This window comes from Microbacterium sp. UBA3486 (assembly GCF_002377845.1).
GTDB classification, from domain to species: Bacteria; Actinomycetota; Actinomycetes; order Actinomycetales; family Microbacteriaceae; genus Microbacterium; species Microbacterium maritypicum_A.
Genome location: NZ_DFQP01000015.1, coordinates 1 through 16,588, shown reverse-complemented (window position 1 = coordinate 16,588; position 16,588 = coordinate 1). Strand labels below are relative to the sequence as shown.

The following is a 16,588-nucleotide window of genomic DNA, read 5'->3' as shown; positions in this document are numbered from 1 at the left end:
AGAATGGATGTTGTCAAGCGGCCTCGCGCCGACGACCTTCTCGTGCTCCTCGCGGTCGCGCGCACCGGACGCTACACGAGTGCCGCCGCGCATCTGGGACTCGATCACACGACCGTCGCCCGCCGTATCGCCGCCCTCGAGGACGTGCTCGGCGGACGCGTGGTCGCACAGTCGGCGACGGGGTGGGAGTTGACCGACCTCGGCCGGTCCGCCGCAGAGACGGGAGGCCGGATCGAAGCGGCGCTGTCGCAGCTCGACGGCGGCACCGAACCACCGGACCCGATCTCCGGTGTCGTCCGCATGTCGGCGACAGACGGGTTCAGCGCCTACATCGCGGCCCCCGCGGTCGCCGCGCTGCGCAGGGACCATCCGAGACTCACGGTCGAGATCGTCGCGGCGACCCGACGCGCCGCCGAGCATCGCGCCGGTCTCGATCTCGAGGTCGTGGTGGGGGTGCCGCAGACGCGTCGTGCGCACGCCGTGAAGCTGGGCACCTACACGCTGGGAATGTACGCATCCCGCGACTACCTCGATCGGGTCGGAACGCCGAGCACCACTGCCGAGTTGGAGCAGCACCAGCTGGTGTACTTCGTCGATTCGATGCTGCAGGTCGATGCCCTCGACCTGCCTCGCCGACTCGTGCCGCGCATGCAGGACGGCCTGACCTCCACCAACGTCTTCGTGCATGTCGAGGCCACGCGAGCAGGCGCCGGCATCGGCCTCCTCCCCTGTTTCGCGGCAGACCGCCACCACGACCTCGTGCGGCTGCTGCCCTCGGTGTTCGCCGAGAAGCTCCCCTACTACCTGGTCGCTCGTCCCGAGTCGCTGCGCCTGCCCGCCGTCTCCGCTCTTGCCGCAGCTCTGCGCGCGCAGACGCGCGCGTCGAGAACGATGCTCGACGGCGCGAGCGACTGAGCACCGCCCTGTGTGACCCCGGGTGACGAACCCGACCCCGCCCCCTTCTGCATGCAAGAGAATTGAAAGCGATGTCTGAACGAGAAGAACACACCCACTGGCAGACCGAGCGCCGCGCCGCCGTCACGTCGCCGACCGGCAACCTCGCCCTGATCGAGACCCGCTGGACCGGTGAGCGCCCCGATGTCGATGCCGAACAGCGCGCCGCGGCCGACACGGTGACCGTGACGCCGATCGAGCGCACCAACATCGAGACGGGTCAGGCGGAGCACGGGCTGCGCGTCTGGGATGCGGACGCCCCCGCCATCCGCGCCTTCGACCGCATCGACACCTACGATTACGACCCGGCGTGGGTGCTCGAGGGACACTTCACCCCGGTCTCCGGTGATCGACGCGTGTCGTTCGAGCACATCCGCGACAACGGCGGCACCCGTGATCTGGTCGTCCCTGGCGACATCCGCCTCGAGCTCGACGGCCAGGAGTACACCCTCGCCGCGTTCGATGACGGCGGCACGCTGCTGCTCGTGTTCGGCGACGAGACGAACGGCTCGGAGACCTACGGATCCGGTCGCTTCCTGTTCGTGCAGCTGCGCGACGACGAGGGCTCCGTCGTCCTCGACTTCAACCGCGCCTTCGTGCCGCCGTGCGGATTCAGCGCCCAGTACAACTGCCCGCTGCCGCCGGCATCCAACCGCTTCCCCCTGCCTATCCGAGCAGGCGAGAAGAACGTCGTGTTCCGCGACGGCTTCGACATCTACGCGGCGTGACGCCGCACTCGCTCACCCTGGAGTACTCATGAGAAGAACCCGCATCCTCGGCGCGCTCGGCGCTGTCGCCACGCTCGCCCTCGTGGCCGGCTGCGCGTCGGGCACGAGCAACGACGCCACCGCGAGCGAAGACGCCACGATCCTCATCGGGTCGCTGTACGAGCCCACCAACCTCAGCAACACGCAGGGCGGTGGCCAGGGTGTGACCGAGGCGCTGACCGGCAACGTCTACGAGGGCCTGTACCGGCTCACGGACGACGGCGAGGTCGAACCGCTCCTCGCCGAAGACGCCCAGGTGTCCGACGACGGCCTGACCTACACGATCACGCTGCGCGACGACGTGACCTTCCACTCGGGCGACCCGCTCACCTCCGCCGACGTGAAGTCGAGCATCGAGGCCGTCACCGCCGAAGACTCCGTGTCCGCCCGCAAGTCGAGCTTCACGACCATCGCCGACATCGCCACCCCCGATGACAAGACGGTCGTGTTCACACTGTCGGAGCGCTCGATCTCGTTCCTGTACAACCTCAGCTACGTCTGGATCGTGAACGACGAGGCCGGCGACATCACGTCGTCCGAAGACGGCACCGGCCCGTACACGCTGGACGAGTGGAAGAAGGGCTCGACCCTCACCCTCCAGCGCTGGGACGACTACTGGGGCGAGCCTGCCAAGAACGGCGAGGTCGTCTACACGTACTTCACCGACGCGACGGCGGAGAACAACGCCCTCCTCACGGGTGAGATCGACGTCATCACCAGTGTGCAGAACCCCGACTCGCTCACGCAGTTCGACTCCGACGACTACGTCGTGAGCGAGGGCACCTCGACCACGAAGGAGCTGCTCGCCTTCAACGACCGCGTCGCCCCCTTCGACAACACGCTCGTGCGCAAGGCGGTCTACTCCGCAATCGACACGAAGAAGCTCCTCGAGTCGATCTGGGGCGACTACGGCACGCTGATCGGGTCGATGGTGCCGCCGACCGACCCCTGGTACGAGGACCTCACCTCCGTGAATCCCTACGACGTCGAGCTCTCGAAGGATCTGCTCGCGCAAGCCGGCTACGCCGACGGCTTCACGTTCACGCTCGACACCCCGAGCTACGACCCGCACCCCGCCGTGGCGGAGTTCCTGCAGTCGCAGCTCGCCCAGGTCGGCATCACGGTCGAGATCAACACGATCAGCGCCGACGAGTGGTACACGAAGGTGTTCAAGGAGCAGGACTTCGAGGCCACTCTGCAGGAGCACGTGAACGACCGCGACGTGGTCTGGTACGGCAACCCCGACTTCTACTGGGGCTACAACGACACCGACGTGCAGCAGTGGGTCGCCCAGGCCGAGCAGGCCGCAACGACCGACGAGCAGACGGCCCTGCTGAAGCAGGTCAACGAGAAGATCGCCGCGGATGCCGCGAGCGTATGGTTGTACCTGTACCCGCAGATCGTGGTCGCCTCCAGCGATCTCAGCGGATACCCGGTCAACGGCCTGAACTCGCAGTTCTTCGCCTACGACATCGTCAAGTCCTGACGTTCGTGGGGGATGCCGCGCGTCGGCATCCCCCACGTCATCCTGAGAAGCCATGCTCGCCTACCTCCTGCGCCGCCTCGCGTTCCTCGCGGTATCGCTCGTCGTCGCGATGGTCGCGATCTTCGTTCTGCTGCGCCTGCTTCCCGGCGACCCGGCCAACGCCCTGCTCTCGGTGAACGCCACCCCGGAGCAGATCGATGCCGCGCGCGCTCAGGTCGGCTCCGACCAGCCGCTGCTGCAGCAGTTCACGACGTGGGCGAGCCAGGTGCTCCGCTTCGATCTGGGTGAATCATTCCTGAGCTCGCGCCCCGTCGGGCCCGACATCGCCGACCGTCTCGCCGTGACGCTCCCGCTCACCCTCATCGCCTTCACGATCGCGCTGCTCGTCTCCCTCGTCATCGGCATCACCGCCGCCGTGAAATCCGACCGCTGGTACGGCATCGCCCTCTCGGGCTTCGCGCAGCTCGGTGTCGCGGTCCCCGTGTTCTGGGTCGGCGTGGTGCTCGTCTGGGTGTTCGCGCTCGGCCTCGGTGCTCTGCCGTCCGGCGGATTCCCCCGCAAGGACTGGGAAGATCCGGCGGATGCACTGCGCTCGCTCGCGCTGCCCATCCTCACCATCGTGATCGTCATGAGCGCCTCCCTGAGCCGCTACGTGCGCTCGGCGACGCTCGACGTGCTCGGCAGCGACTATCTGCGCACCGCCCGCGCCGGTGGTTCCGGCATGGGTGAGGCTCTGCTCCGGCATGGGGTGCGCAACGGCGCGGTGCCCGTCGTCGCGGTGCTCGGCATCGAACTGTCGACGACGCTTCTCGGCGCGGTGGTCGTCGAGAGCGTCTTCACGCTTCCGGGACTCGGCAGCCTGCTGCTGTCGGCCATCGAGCAGCATGACTTCCAGGTCATCCAGGGCGTCCTCGTCGTCAGCACCCTGTTCGTGCTGCTGGTCGGGTTCGCCGCCGACATCGTGCAGCGCCTGATCGACCCGCGCCTGCGCACGAGCGTCTCGGGGAACCGATGAGCCGCGTCGCCGAACAGCTGATCACCGCGTCCGTGCCCGTGCGCCGGCGGCCGAAGGCGACCCTGCTGATCGGGATCGTCCTCACCGGCATCATCGTGCTGATCGCCCTGGTCTCCCTGTTCTGGCTCCCCTATCCGCTGGCCGACACCAGCGGCGGCCGTCTCGAGGGGCCCAGCGCCCTGCACCTGCTCGGCACCGACCGACTCGGACGCGACCTGTTCTCGCAGCTGATGTGGGGCGCACGTATCGCCCTCATCGTCGGCACCTGCGCCGTCGCGATCGCGGCGATCCTCGGCACCGTCGTCGGGATTCTCGCCGCATTCGCGCGCCCCTGGGTCGACGACACCCTCTCCGCCGGACTGGATGTCGTGATCGCGTTCCCCGTCCTCCTGCTCGCGATGCTGGTCGTCGCCGTACAGGGAGCGTCGCTGTGGTCGGCGGTGCTCGCGATCGGACTCGCGATGTCGGCGGTCGTCGCCCGCCTCACGCGCATCCTCGCGCGTCGCGTGCTGCAGGAGCAGTACATCACCGCCGCGCGCACGAGCGGCACCGGCGTGCTCGGCATCGTGTTCCAGCACGTGCTTCCGAACATCGCCCCTACCCTCGCCGTGAGCCTCGCGCTGCAGTTCGGCGCAGCCGTGCTGGCCGAGGCGAGCCTGTCGTACCTCGGGTTGGGAGCACCGCCGCCCAACGCATCGTGGGGGCGGATGCTGCAGGAGGCGCAGGGCACCGTGCTCACCGCTCCCGTCGGCGCCATCGCTCCCGGTGTCGCGATCATCGCGCTCGTGCTCGGCGTGAACTTCCTCGCCGACGGTCTGCGTGACCTGGCCGACCCGACCCGCAGGAGGAGCCGATGAGCATCCTCGACGTCTCCGGCCTCACGGTCCGCTCCGGCGCGGGCACCCTCGTGCGCGATGTCTCCTTCTCCCTCGCGCCCGGTGAGCGCCTGGGCCTGATCGGTGAGTCCGGCTCGGGCAAATCGCTGACCTCCCTGGCCGTGACCGGGCTGCTGCCGGATGCCCTCAGCGCGTCGGGCTCGGTGCTGCTCGACGGCCACCAGGTGATCGGCACCCGAGACGCCGACCTCCGCCCGCTGCGCGGACCCGTCGCGCAGATCGTGTTCCAGGAGCCCCTCACCGCGCTCGACCCGCTGATGAAGGTCGGCCGCCAGATCGCCGAACCGCTGCGCCGCCATCTCGGGCTGCGCGGGGCGGAGCTGCGTTCTGCGGTAGCGGCTGCCCTCGACGAGGTCGCGTTGTCCGACGCCCGCATCGCACGCGCCTACCCGCATGAGCTCTCGGGTGGCCAGCGTCAGCGGGTGGCCATAGCCATCGCCCTGGCGGCACGCCCGCAGCTGCTCATCGCCGACGAGCCGACGACTGCGCTGGACGTGACCGTGCAGGACGGCGTGCTCGCGCTGATGGAACGCCTGGTCCATGAACGAGGCATGGCGCTGCTGTTCATCAGCCACGATCTGGCCGTCGTCTCGCGCATGGTCGATCGCATCGTCGTGCTGCGCGACGGACTCGTGGTCGAAGCAGGCACGGTCGCGCAGGTGCTGCAGGAGCCCGCCGAGCCCTACACGCGGATGTTGGTCGACAGCGCCCGTGCACTCGACGCCTTCCTCGACGCCGGGGAGGTCGGCGCATGAGCCTGCTCGAACTGCGCGGTGCCGGCTTCGCCTACGGGTCCCGTCGCGTGCTCGACGACGTGTCGCTGCGCATCGACGAGGGCGACTCCCTCGGCCTGGTCGGCGAATCGGGTGCCGGCAAGTCGACGATCCTGCGACTGCTGCTCGGACTCGCCGCCCCGCGCGATGGACAGGTGCTGTTCGAGGATGCCCCGCTCGCACTGCGCGACCGGGCGCAGATGCGTCGCTTCCGCGCGAGCGTGCAGCCGGTGTTCCAGGACCCGTACTCGTCTCTCGACCCGCGCCAACGCATCGACCGGATCATCGGCGAACCGCTCCGTTCGCTGGGTCTGGCAACCGGCGCCGATGCCCAACGCCGCATCGCCGAGGCGCTCGACTCCGTCGGGCTTCCCGCCGACACCGCGCGCCGCTATCCGCACGAGTTCTCCGGTGGGCAGCGCCAGCGCATCGCGATCGCGCGCGCCGTGGTCTCACGCCCCCGGGTGCTGCTCGCCGACGAACCCGTCAGCGCCCTCGACGTGACGACGCGCGTTCAGGTGCTCGAGCTGCTCGACCGGCTGCGCCGCGAGAACGGCCTGTCGCTCGTGATGGTGTCGCACGATCTGACCGCGATCGCCTCGGCCTGTGATCGCACGCTCGTGCTGCAGAACGGCCGCGTGGTCGAGCAGGGGGCCACCCCGGCCGTGCTGCACGACCCGCAGGACCCGTACACGCGGGCTTTGGTCGATGCCGTGCCGCGGCTGCCGCGCTGAGCACCGGGCGGGGTCAGGCGAAGTCCCGCCACGTCTCGCGAAGAGCGGCGACGGAACCACCCAATTCGGACGCCGACAGGTACACAGGCCCCTCCCCGATATCCACATTCCGAAGCGGGTCATCGTCTCGATGCTGCGGGAACACATGGCAGTGCAGGTGCGGTGCGCGATGCCCCATCACGAGGTAGTCGATCTTTCGGGGCGTGAACGCAGCGCCGACCGCCTTAGGATGCTGTGTTCGTTCTCCTCCAGGTGAGCGTCGGCGCACATGCCACACCGCGCGGGATCGATGAGCTCCGACCACTGCTCGTCCGTCCACCACATCGGCTCATCGTAACCAGAAGCCTCCGTCGCGCCGTTCACACCGCTCGCGTCGACAAGCCGAAGTACTCCAGCTCCGCATCGTTCAGCATCCGGGACCGGATCAGGAATCGCATCCCGGTCGGGCCTTCGACCGAGAAACCCGCACCGCGCCCCGGCACCACGTCGATGGTCAGGTGCGTGTACTTCCAGTACTCGAACTGCGACTCCGACATGAACACCTCCACCGTCTGCGGCAGTCCGACGTCGAGGGCACCGAGCAGCACGTCGCCCGGCCCCGTGATGAACATCCCGATCGGGTAGCACATGGGTGAAGAGCCGTCGCAGCAGCCGCCGGACTGGTGGAACATGAGCGGCCCGTGCTGTGCGGTCAGCTCACGCACGAGTGCGGCCGCCGCCTCCGTCACGTCCACGCGCTGGTAGGTGCCGATGCTGACCATGACTGCCGCCTTCCGGGGAGGGAGCCGGGCGGACGCTGAGGGAGCAGCGCCCGCCCGGGGATCGAGCTCAGAAGAAGCCCATCGGCCCTTCCGCGTACGAGACGAGGAGGTTCTTCGTCTGCTGGTAGTGGTCGAGCATCATCTTGTGGTTCTCGCGCCCGACGCCCGACTGCTTGTACCCGCCGAACGCCGCATGCGCCGGGTACTGGTGATACGTGTTCGTCCAGACGCGTCCGGCCTCGATCGCCCGCCCTGCACGATAGGCCGTGTCCCCGCTGCGGCTCCACACGCCGGCACCGAGTCCGTAGAGGGTGTCGTTCGCGATCGAGATCGCGTCGTCGAAGCCGTCGAACGAGGTGACCGACAGCACGGGCCCGAAGATCTCCTCCTGGAAGATGCGCATGTCATTGGTGCCCTCGAACACGGTCGGCGCGACGTAGAAGCCCTCGCTCAGATCGCCGCCGAGATCGACCCGCTCGCCACCGGTGAGCAGTCGCGCACCGCCCTGCTTGCCGATGTCGATGTAGCTGAGGATCTTCTCCAGCTGATCGTTCGACGACTGCGCGCCGATCATCGTCGCCGGATCCAGCGGATTGCCCTGCACGACCTTCGCGACCCGTTCCAGCCCGTCGGCGAGGAAGCCGTCGTAGATCGACCGCTGGATGAGTGCGCGCGAGGGGCAGGTGCAGACCTCGCCCTGATTCAGCGCGAACATCGTGAAGCCCTCGAGCGCCTTGTCGTAGAACGGATCGCTGGTCGAACGCGCGACGTCTTCGAAGAACACGTTGGGGCTCTTGCCTCCGAGTTCCAGCGTCACCGGGATCAGGTTCTGCGAGGCGTACTGCATGATGAGGCGACCGGTCGTGGTCTCGCCCGTGAAGGCGACCTTGCGGATGCGCTTGTGCTGCGCGAGCGGAGCGCCCGCCTCGATACCGAACCCGTTCACGATGTTCACGACGCCGGCCGGCAGCAGGTCGCCGATGATCTCGAACAGGAACAGCAGGGATGCCGGTGTCTGCTCGGCGGGCTTGATCACGACGCAGTTGCCCGCGGCGAGCGCGGGCGCCAGCTTCCAGACCGCCATCAGGATCGGGAAGTTCCAGGGGATGATCTGACCGACCACACCCAGCGGTTCATGGAAGTGGTACGCGACGGTGTTCTCGTCGAGCTGGCTGATGCCGCCTTCCTGCGCCCGCAGGACGCCGGCGAAGTAGCGGAAGTGGTCGACGGCGAGCGGGATGTCGGCGGCGAGGGTCTCGCGCACCGGCTTGCCGTTCTCCCAGGTCTCGGCGACCGCGATCTCCTCGAGGTGCTGTTCGATCCGGTCGGCGATCTTGTTGAGGATCACGGATCGCTCGGCAGGACTGGTCTTGCCCCAGGTCGCGAACGCCTGCCACGCGACCTCGACGGCCCGGTCGATGTCTTCGCTCGTGCCGCGACCGACCTCGGTGAAGACCTTGCCGTTCACGGGGCTGACGTTCTCGAAATACTGGCCCTTCACGGGTTCGACGAACTCGCCGCCGATGTAGTGGCCGTAGCGCGGCCGGTAGTTCGCGAGGGCGCCCGGCTGGCCCGGGGCCGCGTAGGCGAGGGACACGTCTTCTTCGACGATGCTCATGGGGTCTCCTTCGACGGGGCCGCGCGTCGGTGCAGCGGCTCTTCTCCGAAGGTAGGTCGCCCGGGGTTGCGCCCCGATGCGCAACGTTGCGCCCGGTTGCGGGCCGCGGTCAGGCTTCGAGGCGCTCGATCCTCGCGACGAGCCCTGCGCGCTTCGGCGACCGGGCGGGGAGCATCTCCAGCGCGAGACGGAGTGCCTCGGCATCTCCCTGCCCCTCGGGGATCTCTGCGTAGGAGAGCAGCACGTCGAGACTCGCCTCGGACAGCATCGCTTCGCGGAGCGCTCCCCTCACCGACTCCCGGAACTCCTCGACGCCCGGCGAGGTCGACTCGGGGAGCACCGGACCCCGATAGGCGGTGAGCGCCACACGGTGCGCGCCGCGATCGAGCAGTGACAGCACGTCATGTGCGTCGGTATCGAGGGCGACGGGAAGGCGGTACGGGCGCGACTCGGGCACCAGATCGGGGGCCGTGCGCTCGAGCACCTTGCGCAGGCGAACCATCTCCGGGCGGAGCGTGTCGGGCGAGACGCCCGGGCCGTAGACGAGCTCGCAGAGGCGCTCGGCCGAGAGACCCTGGCGGTGCACGGCCAGCATCAGCAGGATCGCCGCGTGGCGTGCGCTGAGCTCGATCATGGACTCGTCGTGTGCGGACTCGGTCTCCAGACGGGCCCGATCCCGGCCGAGCACATGCAGCGTCGCGCGCGCGGTCGCCGGCATCCGTCCCTTCGTCACGCTGGTTCGCGGCCGGGACTCCTCGCTCCGTCGGCGCAGACGAGCCACCATCAACTCCGACTCGACCGCGCGGGCCGTCGCATCGACCAGCAGTCGCGCCTGCAGAGAGACCACCTCGGGGCCTCCGGTGATGTCGATGACTCCGAGCACACGCTGCGTCTCGGGGTCGCGGACGGGTGCAGCCGTGCATGACCACGGATGCACGAGGCGGTTGTAGTGCTCCGCTCCGCGGATCTGCACCGACTGGCCGAGGGCGAGCGCGGTTCCGGGGGCGCTCGTGCCGACGGCATCCTCGGACCAGTTCGCACCGGCGACGAAGCCCATGCCGTCGGTGAGCGAGCGCAGCTGATCATCCCCCTCGATCCAGAGCAGGCGTCCGGCCTGGTCGCCGACGGCGATGATCACTCCGGTGTCCTCCGCCTCGCCGGGCAGCAGCAGCGCACGGATCATGTCCATCACCGAGGCGAGAGGGTGAGCGAGGCGGTAGGCCTCGAGCTCGTCGCTGACCAGTTCGAGCGGAGGAGCGCCTTCGGGTCCGACCCGACCGCGCCACGACCTCTCCCACGACTCGCGGACGAGGGGGCGCACCTCTTGCAGCCGCCGGTCGTCGAGATTGCCGGCGAGCAGCTCGTCGTGCGCACGCTCGATGAGCAGTCGCGATGTCGGGGGGAGGGACTCGCGGGATACCTGCCACGGCGCAGACACAGCGGTCTCCGATCGTCGAGAGCGTGCGTTGCCTCAGTGTACGAGCAGCGCGGCCCCGAGGGAACACCTCACCGCGTCAACGGAGGAGGCCGGCGACGAGGTCGTCGATCACCTCGTCCGTCGAGGTGTCCGGATCGATCGGCGTGGTGAGCCGGTCGAGCAGCAGTCCGTCGATCGCGTAGTGGAAAAGCGCGATCTCGCGGCGTCCGCCCGGGAGCCCTGCCGCGGTGTTGAAGGCGATGTCGCCGTCGAAGCCGGCACGTTGCCAGGCGCCCAGCACGGCGGCGACCTCGGGGCGTCGGCCGCCTTCGAGTCGCAGCTCGAACAGGGCGAGCGTCACGTCTCGATCCTCGGTCAGCCTTCGCACGATGTCGCGGATGTAGTCGGCGAACAGCGCGGGGCCGGGTGGCACGTTCGCGCGGCGCTCGAGATCCTCAGTCGTAGGAGCGAGTCGCTCTCCGATTCGCTCGACGAGTCCCTCGATCAGGGCGTTCCGACTGCGGAAGTAGTTCGATGTGGTGCCGGTCGGAACCCGCGCGGCGACGTCGACCGCGCGGTGCGTGAGACCTCTCGACCCTTCACGTGCGAGCACCGTGAGTCCCGCATCCGCGATCGCCCGCCGCCGGGCGTCGTTCTTGACCATGGGAGAAGACTAGCGCAATCACTACGCCTGTTGTACTGTAACTGCGACAAACGTAGTGATTGGAGCATCATGCGAGAACTCGTGTACTACGCCGCCGTCACCCTCGACGGCTACATCGCCGGCCCGAACGGCGAGTTCGACGCGTTCCTCGTCGAGGGCGACCACATGGACGGCATCAATCGGCGCTTCGCCGACGCCCTCCCGACCGCCGCGGCCGCAGCGCTCGGGATCGCACAGAACCGCGACGTCTTCGACACGGTGCTGATGGGATGGAACACCTACCGGGTGGGCGGCCTGCCCAGCCCCTATGCGCACCTTCGGCAGATCGTGTTCAGTCGCACGAAGAGCGCAGAGGCCGAGAACCTGCAGGTCACTTCCGAAGACCCCGTCTCGGTGGTGCGGCGACTGAAGCAGGAGGACGGCGCCGCCATCTGGCTCTGCGGGGGCGGCGCTCTCGCCGCGTCACTCGCCGACGAGATCGACAGGCTCATCCTCAAGCGGCAGCCTCTGCTGTTCGGCTCGGGCATCCCGCTGTTCGGCGAGCGTCCGTACCACCCCGCGCGGTTCGATGCCGTGCAGACCGTTGCCTACGACAGCGGCGTGGTGTTCACCGAACTGGAGCGTCGGCGCGAGGGGTGATGCGAGAGATATCTTCCTGCTAGCATTCTGCTGTCAGGAGGCGGAATATGGCGACCGTGACCATCCGGAATCTCAGCGACGATGTCGTCGACGCGCTGAAGGAGCGTGCCCGACAGAACTCCCGCTCGATGGAGGCCGAGGTGCGCGACGTGCTCACGCGATTGGCAAAGAACAGCGCGAGCGGGCTCGAAGCCGACCTGGCGCAGCGGATGGCCCGTCCGGGCCGGTGGTCGGTCCCATCAAGCGAGATCATGGCGAGGGTGGATGCGAACCCGTCGACCCCGGAACATGACAGGATGCGTCGGGAATGGGCGGCGGAGCTGGAGGCGGACAGGCAGAATCACTTCTTCCTCGAACCGCTCCGGGACCCGTGGGAGAGTCGTGATTCTTCTTGACACGAACGTGCTGATCCAGCTCGACAGCGTGCAGTTGCCCCCGGACGACGTGGCTCTGAGCGCCATCGTCTACGCCGAACTTCAGCTCGGAGTCGAGCGTGCGACAGATCCGGTTCTTCGCCGCAGCCGCCGCAACGAACTGATGCGCCTCTCCTCACTCCTCGAAGCCGACTGGCTCCCGTTCGATCGGGCAGCCGCGGAGGGATACGCCCGCCTTGCGTCGGAGGTGATCCTGACCCGTCCCGCACATGCCCGGAGCAAGGACCTCATGCTGGCCGGGCACGCCTACGCACTCGGCGCCGCCCTCCTCACCTTCAACCCGAAGGACTTCGAGCTCGTGTCCGGCGACGTCGAGATCATCGTCCCCGAACTGCGCTGAGACAGGTCAGCCGCGCGCGGCCCACCACTCCCGAAGCCGCTGCTCGGCGACATCGGGGCCGAGCACGCCCTCGTCCAGGCGCAGGTCGAGGAGGAACCGGTACGCCTCGCCGACCTCGCGTCCGGGGCTGATGCCGAGCACCTGCTGGATGCGGTTGCCGTCGAGCTCCGGACGGATCGCGTCGAGCTCCTCCTGCTCGCGGAGTGCGGCGATGCGCGACTCGATGTCGTCGTAGGCGCTCGCGAGACGACCGGCCTTGCGCTTGTTCCGCGTGGTCACGTCGGCGCGGGTGAGGATGTGCAGGCGCTCCAGCAGATCGCCGGCATCGCGCACGTAGCGACGCACGGCCGCATCCGTCCAGGCGCCCTCGGCGTAGCCGAAGAAGCGCAGGTGCAGCTCGATGAGCGTGGCGACGGCGTTCGTGGTCTCGGTGTCGAAGCGCAGCGCCTGCAGCCGCTTGCGCGCCATGCGCGCCCCGACCACATCGTGGTGGTGGAACGTGACCACTCCCCCGGCCTCGAGCTTGCGGGTGCGCGGCTTGCCGATGTCGTGCAGGAGTGCCGCGATGCGCAGCGGCACGTCGGGCGCGGCGCCGGGGTGCCGGGAGTGCTCGAGCTCGATCGCCTGGGCGAGCACGGTGAGCGAGTGCTCGTAGACGTCCTTGTGGTGGTGGTGCTCGTCGACCTCGAGGCGCAGCTCGGTGACCTCGGGCAGGAACTCGTCGATCAGCCCGGTGTCGACCAGCACGCGGATCCCGCGCACCGGGTCTTCGGTCTGCATGAGGCGCACGAGCTCGGACTGGATGCGCTCCGGACTCACGATCTTCAGCGTCTCGCGGAGCTCGGCGATCGCCTCGGCCGTGGCCTCTTCGACGCGGAAGCCGAGCTGGGCGCTGAAGCGCGCGGCGCGCAGCATGCGCAGGGGGTCGTCGCCGAACGAGATCCGGGGGTCCGCCGGGGTGCGCAGAACACCCGCGATCAGATCTTCCACCCCACCGGTCGGGTCGACGAGCTTGACCGACGGCACCTGCAGGGCCATGGAGTTGACGGTGAAGTCGCGGCGCACGAGGTCGCCGTCGATCGTGTCGCCGAACTCCACCGTGGGCTTGCGGGTCACGCCGTCGTAGCTGTCGGCACGATACGTCGTGATCTCGACCTGTTCGCGCTGCACGCGCGCGCCGATCGTGCCGAACGCCCGGCCGATGTCCCACTGTGCGGTCGAGATCGGCGTGACGATGGTCAGGATCTCGTCGGGCGAGGCGTTGGTCGTGAAGTCGAGGTCATGGGTCGCGCGTCCGAGCAGCGCATCGCGCACCGGACCACCGACGACGGCCAGATCGAAGCCGGCCTCCTCGAACGCCGTCGCAAGGGTGCGGACGACCGGATTCTCGGCGAGCGCACCGAGACGGGCGAGGCCGTCAGCCATATTGAGCATGGGTTCCAGCGTACCGGGGTGAGCCGTTCGTGCCGGGGCCGTCTGCTGCTCCTCCTTCCTCGTCTCCGAGCCGTTCTGCGAAACCCAGACCATCCGCCCGCGCGCCGGCGCGCCACCCCTCGACACGCCGGTCCCCGCGACGTCGGTCTCCGTTTCGGCCGAAGGAGCGTCGGTCGCGGAGTTCACCCGCCCTTCCCTTCGGGGTCAGACGCCGGTCATCCATCTTCGATGGGGTGGAGGGGCCTCGTGCGGCTGAGCACGGAAACCCCACCTCGAAGGACTGACATGACCTCCCCCACCCCTGCGGTGCGGTGGCGGCGTCGCGGACTGACGTCCGTCGCGCTCCTCGCCCTGCTCGGCGGCGCCGTCGTCGCCCCCGCGGCTCTCGCCGCACCCGACCCCGAGGTGCCGACGGGATCGCTGATCACCGGCGACACCTCCTGGCACTACCTCGACGACGGCTCCGACCCGTCTCCCGCACCGGCGGCGCTCCGCGACTGGACACTGCCCGCCTATGACGACAGCGCATGGAAGACCGCGACCGGCTCGTTCGGCGCGAAGGGCGGGAAACTCGCACCGGTCGGGCCGCAGACGCCGAAGACCCTTCTGAACCACTACCTCGACGGCGCGAAAGCCCCGACCGTTCCCACCTACTTCTTCCGCACGACGTTCGAGCTGGAAGCGGGCGTCGCCGAGCAGGTCGCCGCCCTGCAGAGCACGATCACCTACGACGACGCGATCATCGTCTGGATCAACGGCGAAGAGGTCGCCCGCTACGTCGACGGCCGCATCACCGACACCACCAACGTCGAGTACGCGGGAGACGGCAACGGCGACCCGCTCACCAGCACGTTCAGCGCCGAAGGCGACCTGCTGCACGACGGCACCAACACGATCGCCGTCTCGCTGTTCCAGGACCGGGAGACCAGCTCCGACATCTTCTTCGACATGTCGTCGCTGACGCTGGTGAAGGCATCCGCTCCCGGCACCCCGGTCGTCGCCGCGCCGACCCGCGTCATCCTCACCCCGACCGAGCAGCCTGCCGTCTCGCAGTCGTTCTCCTGGCTCGCCGGCGACGCCTCGCACACGGTCGGACAGGTCGAGATCGCGCCGTCCGCGGGCGGCGAGACCCGCACCGTCGACGCGTATGACGCGGGTGTCGTGAACGGCAACCCGAACAAGCACTTCTCGGCCACCGTGACCGGCCTCACCGCCGCCACCGAGTACCGCTATCGCGTCGGCCTCCCGGGCAGCTGGAGCGACTGGTTCACCTTCCGCACCGCGGATCCGTCCGTGACCGACTTCCAGTTCATCTACTACGGCGACGCGCAGATCGGCCTCGACACCACGTGGCCGAGCGTCGTGAAGCAGGCGGAAGCCGCCGCGCCTCGGTCGATCGGCTCGGTGCACGCGGGTGACCTCATCAACACGTCGAGCAACGAGAACGAGTGGGTCAACTGGTTCAAGGGCATGAAGGACTCGGCCGTCCGCACCAACGTGATGGCCGCCCCCGGCAACCACGAGTACTCGGGCGACAAGCTGCTCACGGCGTGGAAGGCCGCGTTCGAATACCCGCGCAACAACCCGTCGACGAGCTCGATCGGCGAGCTGGCCGACCTCGCCAAGGGCGACTCCGCCGTGGCGCAGCAGTACCGCGCGTTCTTCGACCACTGGAGCTCGTTCGCCGCCGAGACCGCGTACTACACCGACTACCAGGGCGTGCGTTTCATCACGCTGAACGCCACCCGCGACACGACCTTCCTGACCCCGGCCGGACTCCCGTCCTGCACGGGCACGGAGTGCCCGTCGTCCCAGATCGGCACGCTGTGGACCCGCTTCCAGGGCGCCTGGCTCGACCTGCTGCTGCAGAACAGCCCGTCGAAGTGGAACGTCGTCACGTTCCACCAGCCGGTGTTCTCGGCATCCGAGGGTCGCGACGAGCCGGTGCTGCGCGCCGAGTGGCTCCCGGTCTTCCAGCGCAACGACATCGACCTGGTGCTCATGGGCCACGACCACACCTACGCTCGCGGCTACGTGAACACCGATGCCACCGAGACCCCCGGCCTCACCACCGGCCCGGTCTACGTCGTGTCGAACTCGGGCGCGAAACACTACGACCTCGAGACCCCCGAGAAGAACGTCTGGACCAACAACGGCGCCACCCAGGTGCTGCGCGGGCAGGGCGTGACGACCTACCAGGTCATCGACGTCTCGAAGAACCAGCTGGTCTACCGGTCCTACCTCGCCGAGAAGCAGCCGGGCGCCACGACCGAACTCCCCGTCGGCGCCGTCTACGACACGTTCACCGTGACGAAGTCGGATGCCGGGGAGAAGTGGGTCACCGAGGCCGGCGTCACGCCTCCGGTCACGCCGGAGCCCGAGGTTCCGGCCAAGGTCGAGCTCGGCGCGGCATCCGTGAAGGCCGGCGGCACGGTCACGGTATCGGGCAGCGGCTTCGCGGAGGGCGCGCAGCTGCGACTCGAGCTGCGCTCCGACCCGGTGCAGCTGGGCACGGCCACCGCCGGTGCGGACGGATCCTTCCAGCGCACGGTCACGATCCCGGCGAACACCCCGGCCGGCGCGCACACGCTCGCGGTGATCCTGCCCGACGGCACCGAGGTCACTGCCGCCCTGAGCGTCACGGCCACGGCCGGTG

16 protein-coding genes are annotated in these 16,588 nt (G+C 68.7%); 11 read left to right on the top strand and 5 right to left on the bottom strand.

The window, feature by feature from the left end; translation table 11 throughout:
• Nucleotides 1-3 precede the first annotated feature (3 nt).
• From B2869_RS01940 to B2869_RS01910, 7 genes are all read left to right on the top strand, one after another.
• Entirely contained in the window at nucleotides 4-915 is a 912-nt protein-coding gene (locus tag B2869_RS01940) for a LysR family transcriptional regulator (RefSeq protein ID WP_292762048.1), read from the top strand.
• Nucleotides 916-986: 71 nt separating this feature from the next.
• On the top strand, nucleotides 987-1,682 hold the full coding sequence (locus B2869_RS01935; RefSeq protein WP_136024375.1) for a DUF1684 domain-containing protein: 696 nt from the start codon (nucleotides 987-989) through the stop codon (nucleotides 1,680-1,682).
• Nucleotides 1,683-1,710: 28 nt separating this feature from the next.
• Nucleotides 1,711-3,207 carry an ABC transporter substrate-binding protein gene (locus B2869_RS01930; protein ID WP_292762045.1) on the top strand — a complete coding sequence of 499 codons (1,497 nt, stop codon included), beginning with the start codon at nucleotides 1,711-1,713 and terminating at the stop codon, nucleotides 3,205-3,207.
• Between the two features lie 52 nt (nucleotides 3,208-3,259).
• Complete coding sequence (locus B2869_RS01925; protein WP_021201426.1) at nucleotides 3,260-4,222, top strand: ABC transporter permease; 963 nt, start codon at nucleotides 3,260-3,262, stop codon at nucleotides 4,220-4,222.
• Nucleotides 4,219-5,079 (top strand): ABC transporter permease, encoded by an 861-nt coding sequence (locus B2869_RS01920; protein WP_292762040.1) that lies wholly within the window; start codon nucleotides 4,219-4,221, stop codon nucleotides 5,077-5,079. Before B2869_RS01925 ends, B2869_RS01920 begins: the two co-directional genes overlap by 4 nt.
• Nucleotides 5,076-5,873 (top strand): ATP-binding cassette domain-containing protein, encoded by a 798-nt coding sequence (locus B2869_RS01915; RefSeq protein WP_292762038.1) that lies wholly within the window; start codon nucleotides 5,076-5,078, stop codon nucleotides 5,871-5,873. The genes B2869_RS01920 and B2869_RS01915 overlap by 4 nt, the downstream gene beginning before the upstream one ends.
• Nucleotides 5,870-6,625 carry an ABC transporter ATP-binding protein gene (locus tag B2869_RS01910; RefSeq protein ID WP_292762035.1) on the top strand — a complete coding sequence of 252 codons (756 nt, stop codon included), beginning with the start codon at nucleotides 5,870-5,872 and terminating at the stop codon, nucleotides 6,623-6,625. Before B2869_RS01915 ends, B2869_RS01910 begins: the two co-directional genes overlap by 4 nt.
• 359 nt (nucleotides 6,626-6,984) lie before the next feature.
• Here the strand turns inward: B2869_RS01910 and B2869_RS01905 are convergent, their stop codons facing one another.
• The 4 genes from B2869_RS01905 to B2869_RS01890 all read right to left on the bottom strand — a co-directional run bounded on the left by B2869_RS01905 (nucleotide 6,985) and on the right by B2869_RS01890 (nucleotide 11,085).
• Complete coding sequence (locus tag B2869_RS01905) at nucleotides 6,985-7,386, bottom strand: DUF779 domain-containing protein (RefSeq protein ID WP_021201421.1); 402 nt, start codon at nucleotides 7,384-7,386, stop codon at nucleotides 6,985-6,987.
• A 67-nt stretch (nucleotides 7,387-7,453) separates the two neighbouring features.
• A complete protein-coding gene (locus tag B2869_RS01900; RefSeq protein WP_021201420.1) occupies nucleotides 7,454-9,004 on the bottom strand; it encodes an aldehyde dehydrogenase family protein in 1,551 nt (516 codons plus the stop codon).
• Nucleotides 9,005-9,113: 109 nt separating this feature from the next.
• Nucleotides 9,114-10,442 carry a GAF domain-containing protein gene (locus B2869_RS01895; RefSeq protein ID WP_292762030.1) on the bottom strand — a complete coding sequence of 443 codons (1,329 nt, stop codon included), beginning with the start codon at nucleotides 10,440-10,442 and terminating at the stop codon, nucleotides 9,114-9,116.
• A 76-nt stretch (nucleotides 10,443-10,518) separates the two neighbouring features.
• On the bottom strand, nucleotides 10,519-11,085 hold the full coding sequence (locus B2869_RS01890; protein ID WP_292762028.1) for a TetR/AcrR family transcriptional regulator: 567 nt from the start codon (nucleotides 11,083-11,085) through the stop codon (nucleotides 10,519-10,521).
• A 69-nt stretch (nucleotides 11,086-11,154) separates the two neighbouring features.
• On the opposite strand from B2869_RS01890, the gene B2869_RS01885 reads away from it, so the two are divergent.
• From B2869_RS01885 to B2869_RS01875, 3 genes are read left to right on the top strand one after another with little or no spacing between them, the layout of a single operon-like run.
• The gene (locus tag B2869_RS01885) at nucleotides 11,155-11,724 is read left to right on the top strand and encodes a dihydrofolate reductase family protein (RefSeq protein WP_292762026.1); all 570 of its coding nucleotides are present in this window, start codon (nucleotides 11,155-11,157) and stop codon (nucleotides 11,722-11,724) included.
• Between the two features lie 47 nt (nucleotides 11,725-11,771).
• Nucleotides 11,772-12,119, top strand: coding sequence for a FitA-like ribbon-helix-helix domain-containing protein (locus tag B2869_RS01880; protein WP_292762024.1), 348 nt, complete (start codon nucleotides 11,772-11,774; stop codon nucleotides 12,117-12,119).
• Nucleotides 12,106-12,498: a PIN domain-containing protein gene (locus B2869_RS01875; RefSeq protein WP_046399039.1), complete on the top strand. Its 393-nt coding sequence runs from the start codon at nucleotides 12,106-12,108 to the stop codon at nucleotides 12,496-12,498. Before B2869_RS01880 ends, B2869_RS01875 begins: the two co-directional genes overlap by 14 nt.
• 6 nt (nucleotides 12,499-12,504) lie before the next feature.
• Here the strand turns inward: B2869_RS01875 and B2869_RS01870 are convergent, their stop codons facing one another.
• Nucleotides 12,505-13,932 carry a CCA tRNA nucleotidyltransferase gene (locus tag B2869_RS01870; protein WP_292762020.1) on the bottom strand — a complete coding sequence of 476 codons (1,428 nt, stop codon included), beginning with the start codon at nucleotides 13,930-13,932 and terminating at the stop codon, nucleotides 12,505-12,507.
• 285 nt (nucleotides 13,933-14,217) lie between these two features.
• Here B2869_RS01870 and B2869_RS01865 point away from each other — a divergent pair.
• On the top strand, nucleotides 14,218-16,588 hold a 2,371-nt coding region (locus B2869_RS01865; RefSeq protein ID WP_292762018.1), incomplete at its 3' end, for a purple acid phosphatase family protein.

Excerpts from the sequence above, each read along its gene's own strand:
- B2869_RS01940 (WP_292762048.1), top strand. The coding sequence starts at position 4 with ATGGATGTTGTCAAGCGGCCTCGCGCCGACGACCTTCTCGTGCTCCTC.
- B2869_RS01935 (WP_136024375.1), top strand. The coding sequence starts at position 987 with ATGTCTGAACGAGAAGAACACACCCACTGGCAGACCGAGCGCCGCGCC.
- B2869_RS01930 (WP_292762045.1), top strand. The coding sequence starts at position 1,711 with ATGAGAAGAACCCGCATCCTCGGCGCGCTCGGCGCTGTCGCCACGCTC.
- B2869_RS01925 (WP_021201426.1), top strand. The coding sequence starts at position 3,260 with ATGCTCGCCTACCTCCTGCGCCGCCTCGCGTTCCTCGCGGTATCGCTC.
- B2869_RS01920 (WP_292762040.1), top strand. The coding sequence starts at position 4,219 with ATGAGCCGCGTCGCCGAACAGCTGATCACCGCGTCCGTGCCCGTGCGC.
- B2869_RS01915 (WP_292762038.1), top strand. The coding sequence starts at position 5,076 with ATGAGCATCCTCGACGTCTCCGGCCTCACGGTCCGCTCCGGCGCGGGC.
- B2869_RS01910 (WP_292762035.1), top strand. The coding sequence starts at position 5,870 with ATGAGCCTGCTCGAACTGCGCGGTGCCGGCTTCGCCTACGGGTCCCGT.
- B2869_RS01905 (WP_021201421.1), bottom strand. The coding sequence starts at position 7,386 with ATGGTCAGCATCGGCACCTACCAGCGCGTGGACGTGACGGAGGCGGCG.
- B2869_RS01900 (WP_021201420.1), bottom strand. The coding sequence starts at position 9,004 with ATGAGCATCGTCGAAGAAGACGTGTCCCTCGCCTACGCGGCCCCGGGC.
- B2869_RS01890 (WP_292762028.1), bottom strand. The coding sequence starts at position 11,085 with ATGGTCAAGAACGACGCCCGGCGGCGGGCGATCGCGGATGCGGGACTC.
- B2869_RS01885 (WP_292762026.1), top strand. The coding sequence starts at position 11,155 with ATGCGAGAACTCGTGTACTACGCCGCCGTCACCCTCGACGGCTACATC.
- B2869_RS01880 (WP_292762024.1), top strand. The coding sequence starts at position 11,772 with ATGGCGACCGTGACCATCCGGAATCTCAGCGACGATGTCGTCGACGCG.
- B2869_RS01870 (WP_292762020.1), bottom strand. The coding sequence starts at position 13,932 with ATGCTCAATATGGCTGACGGCCTCGCCCGTCTCGGTGCGCTCGCCGAG.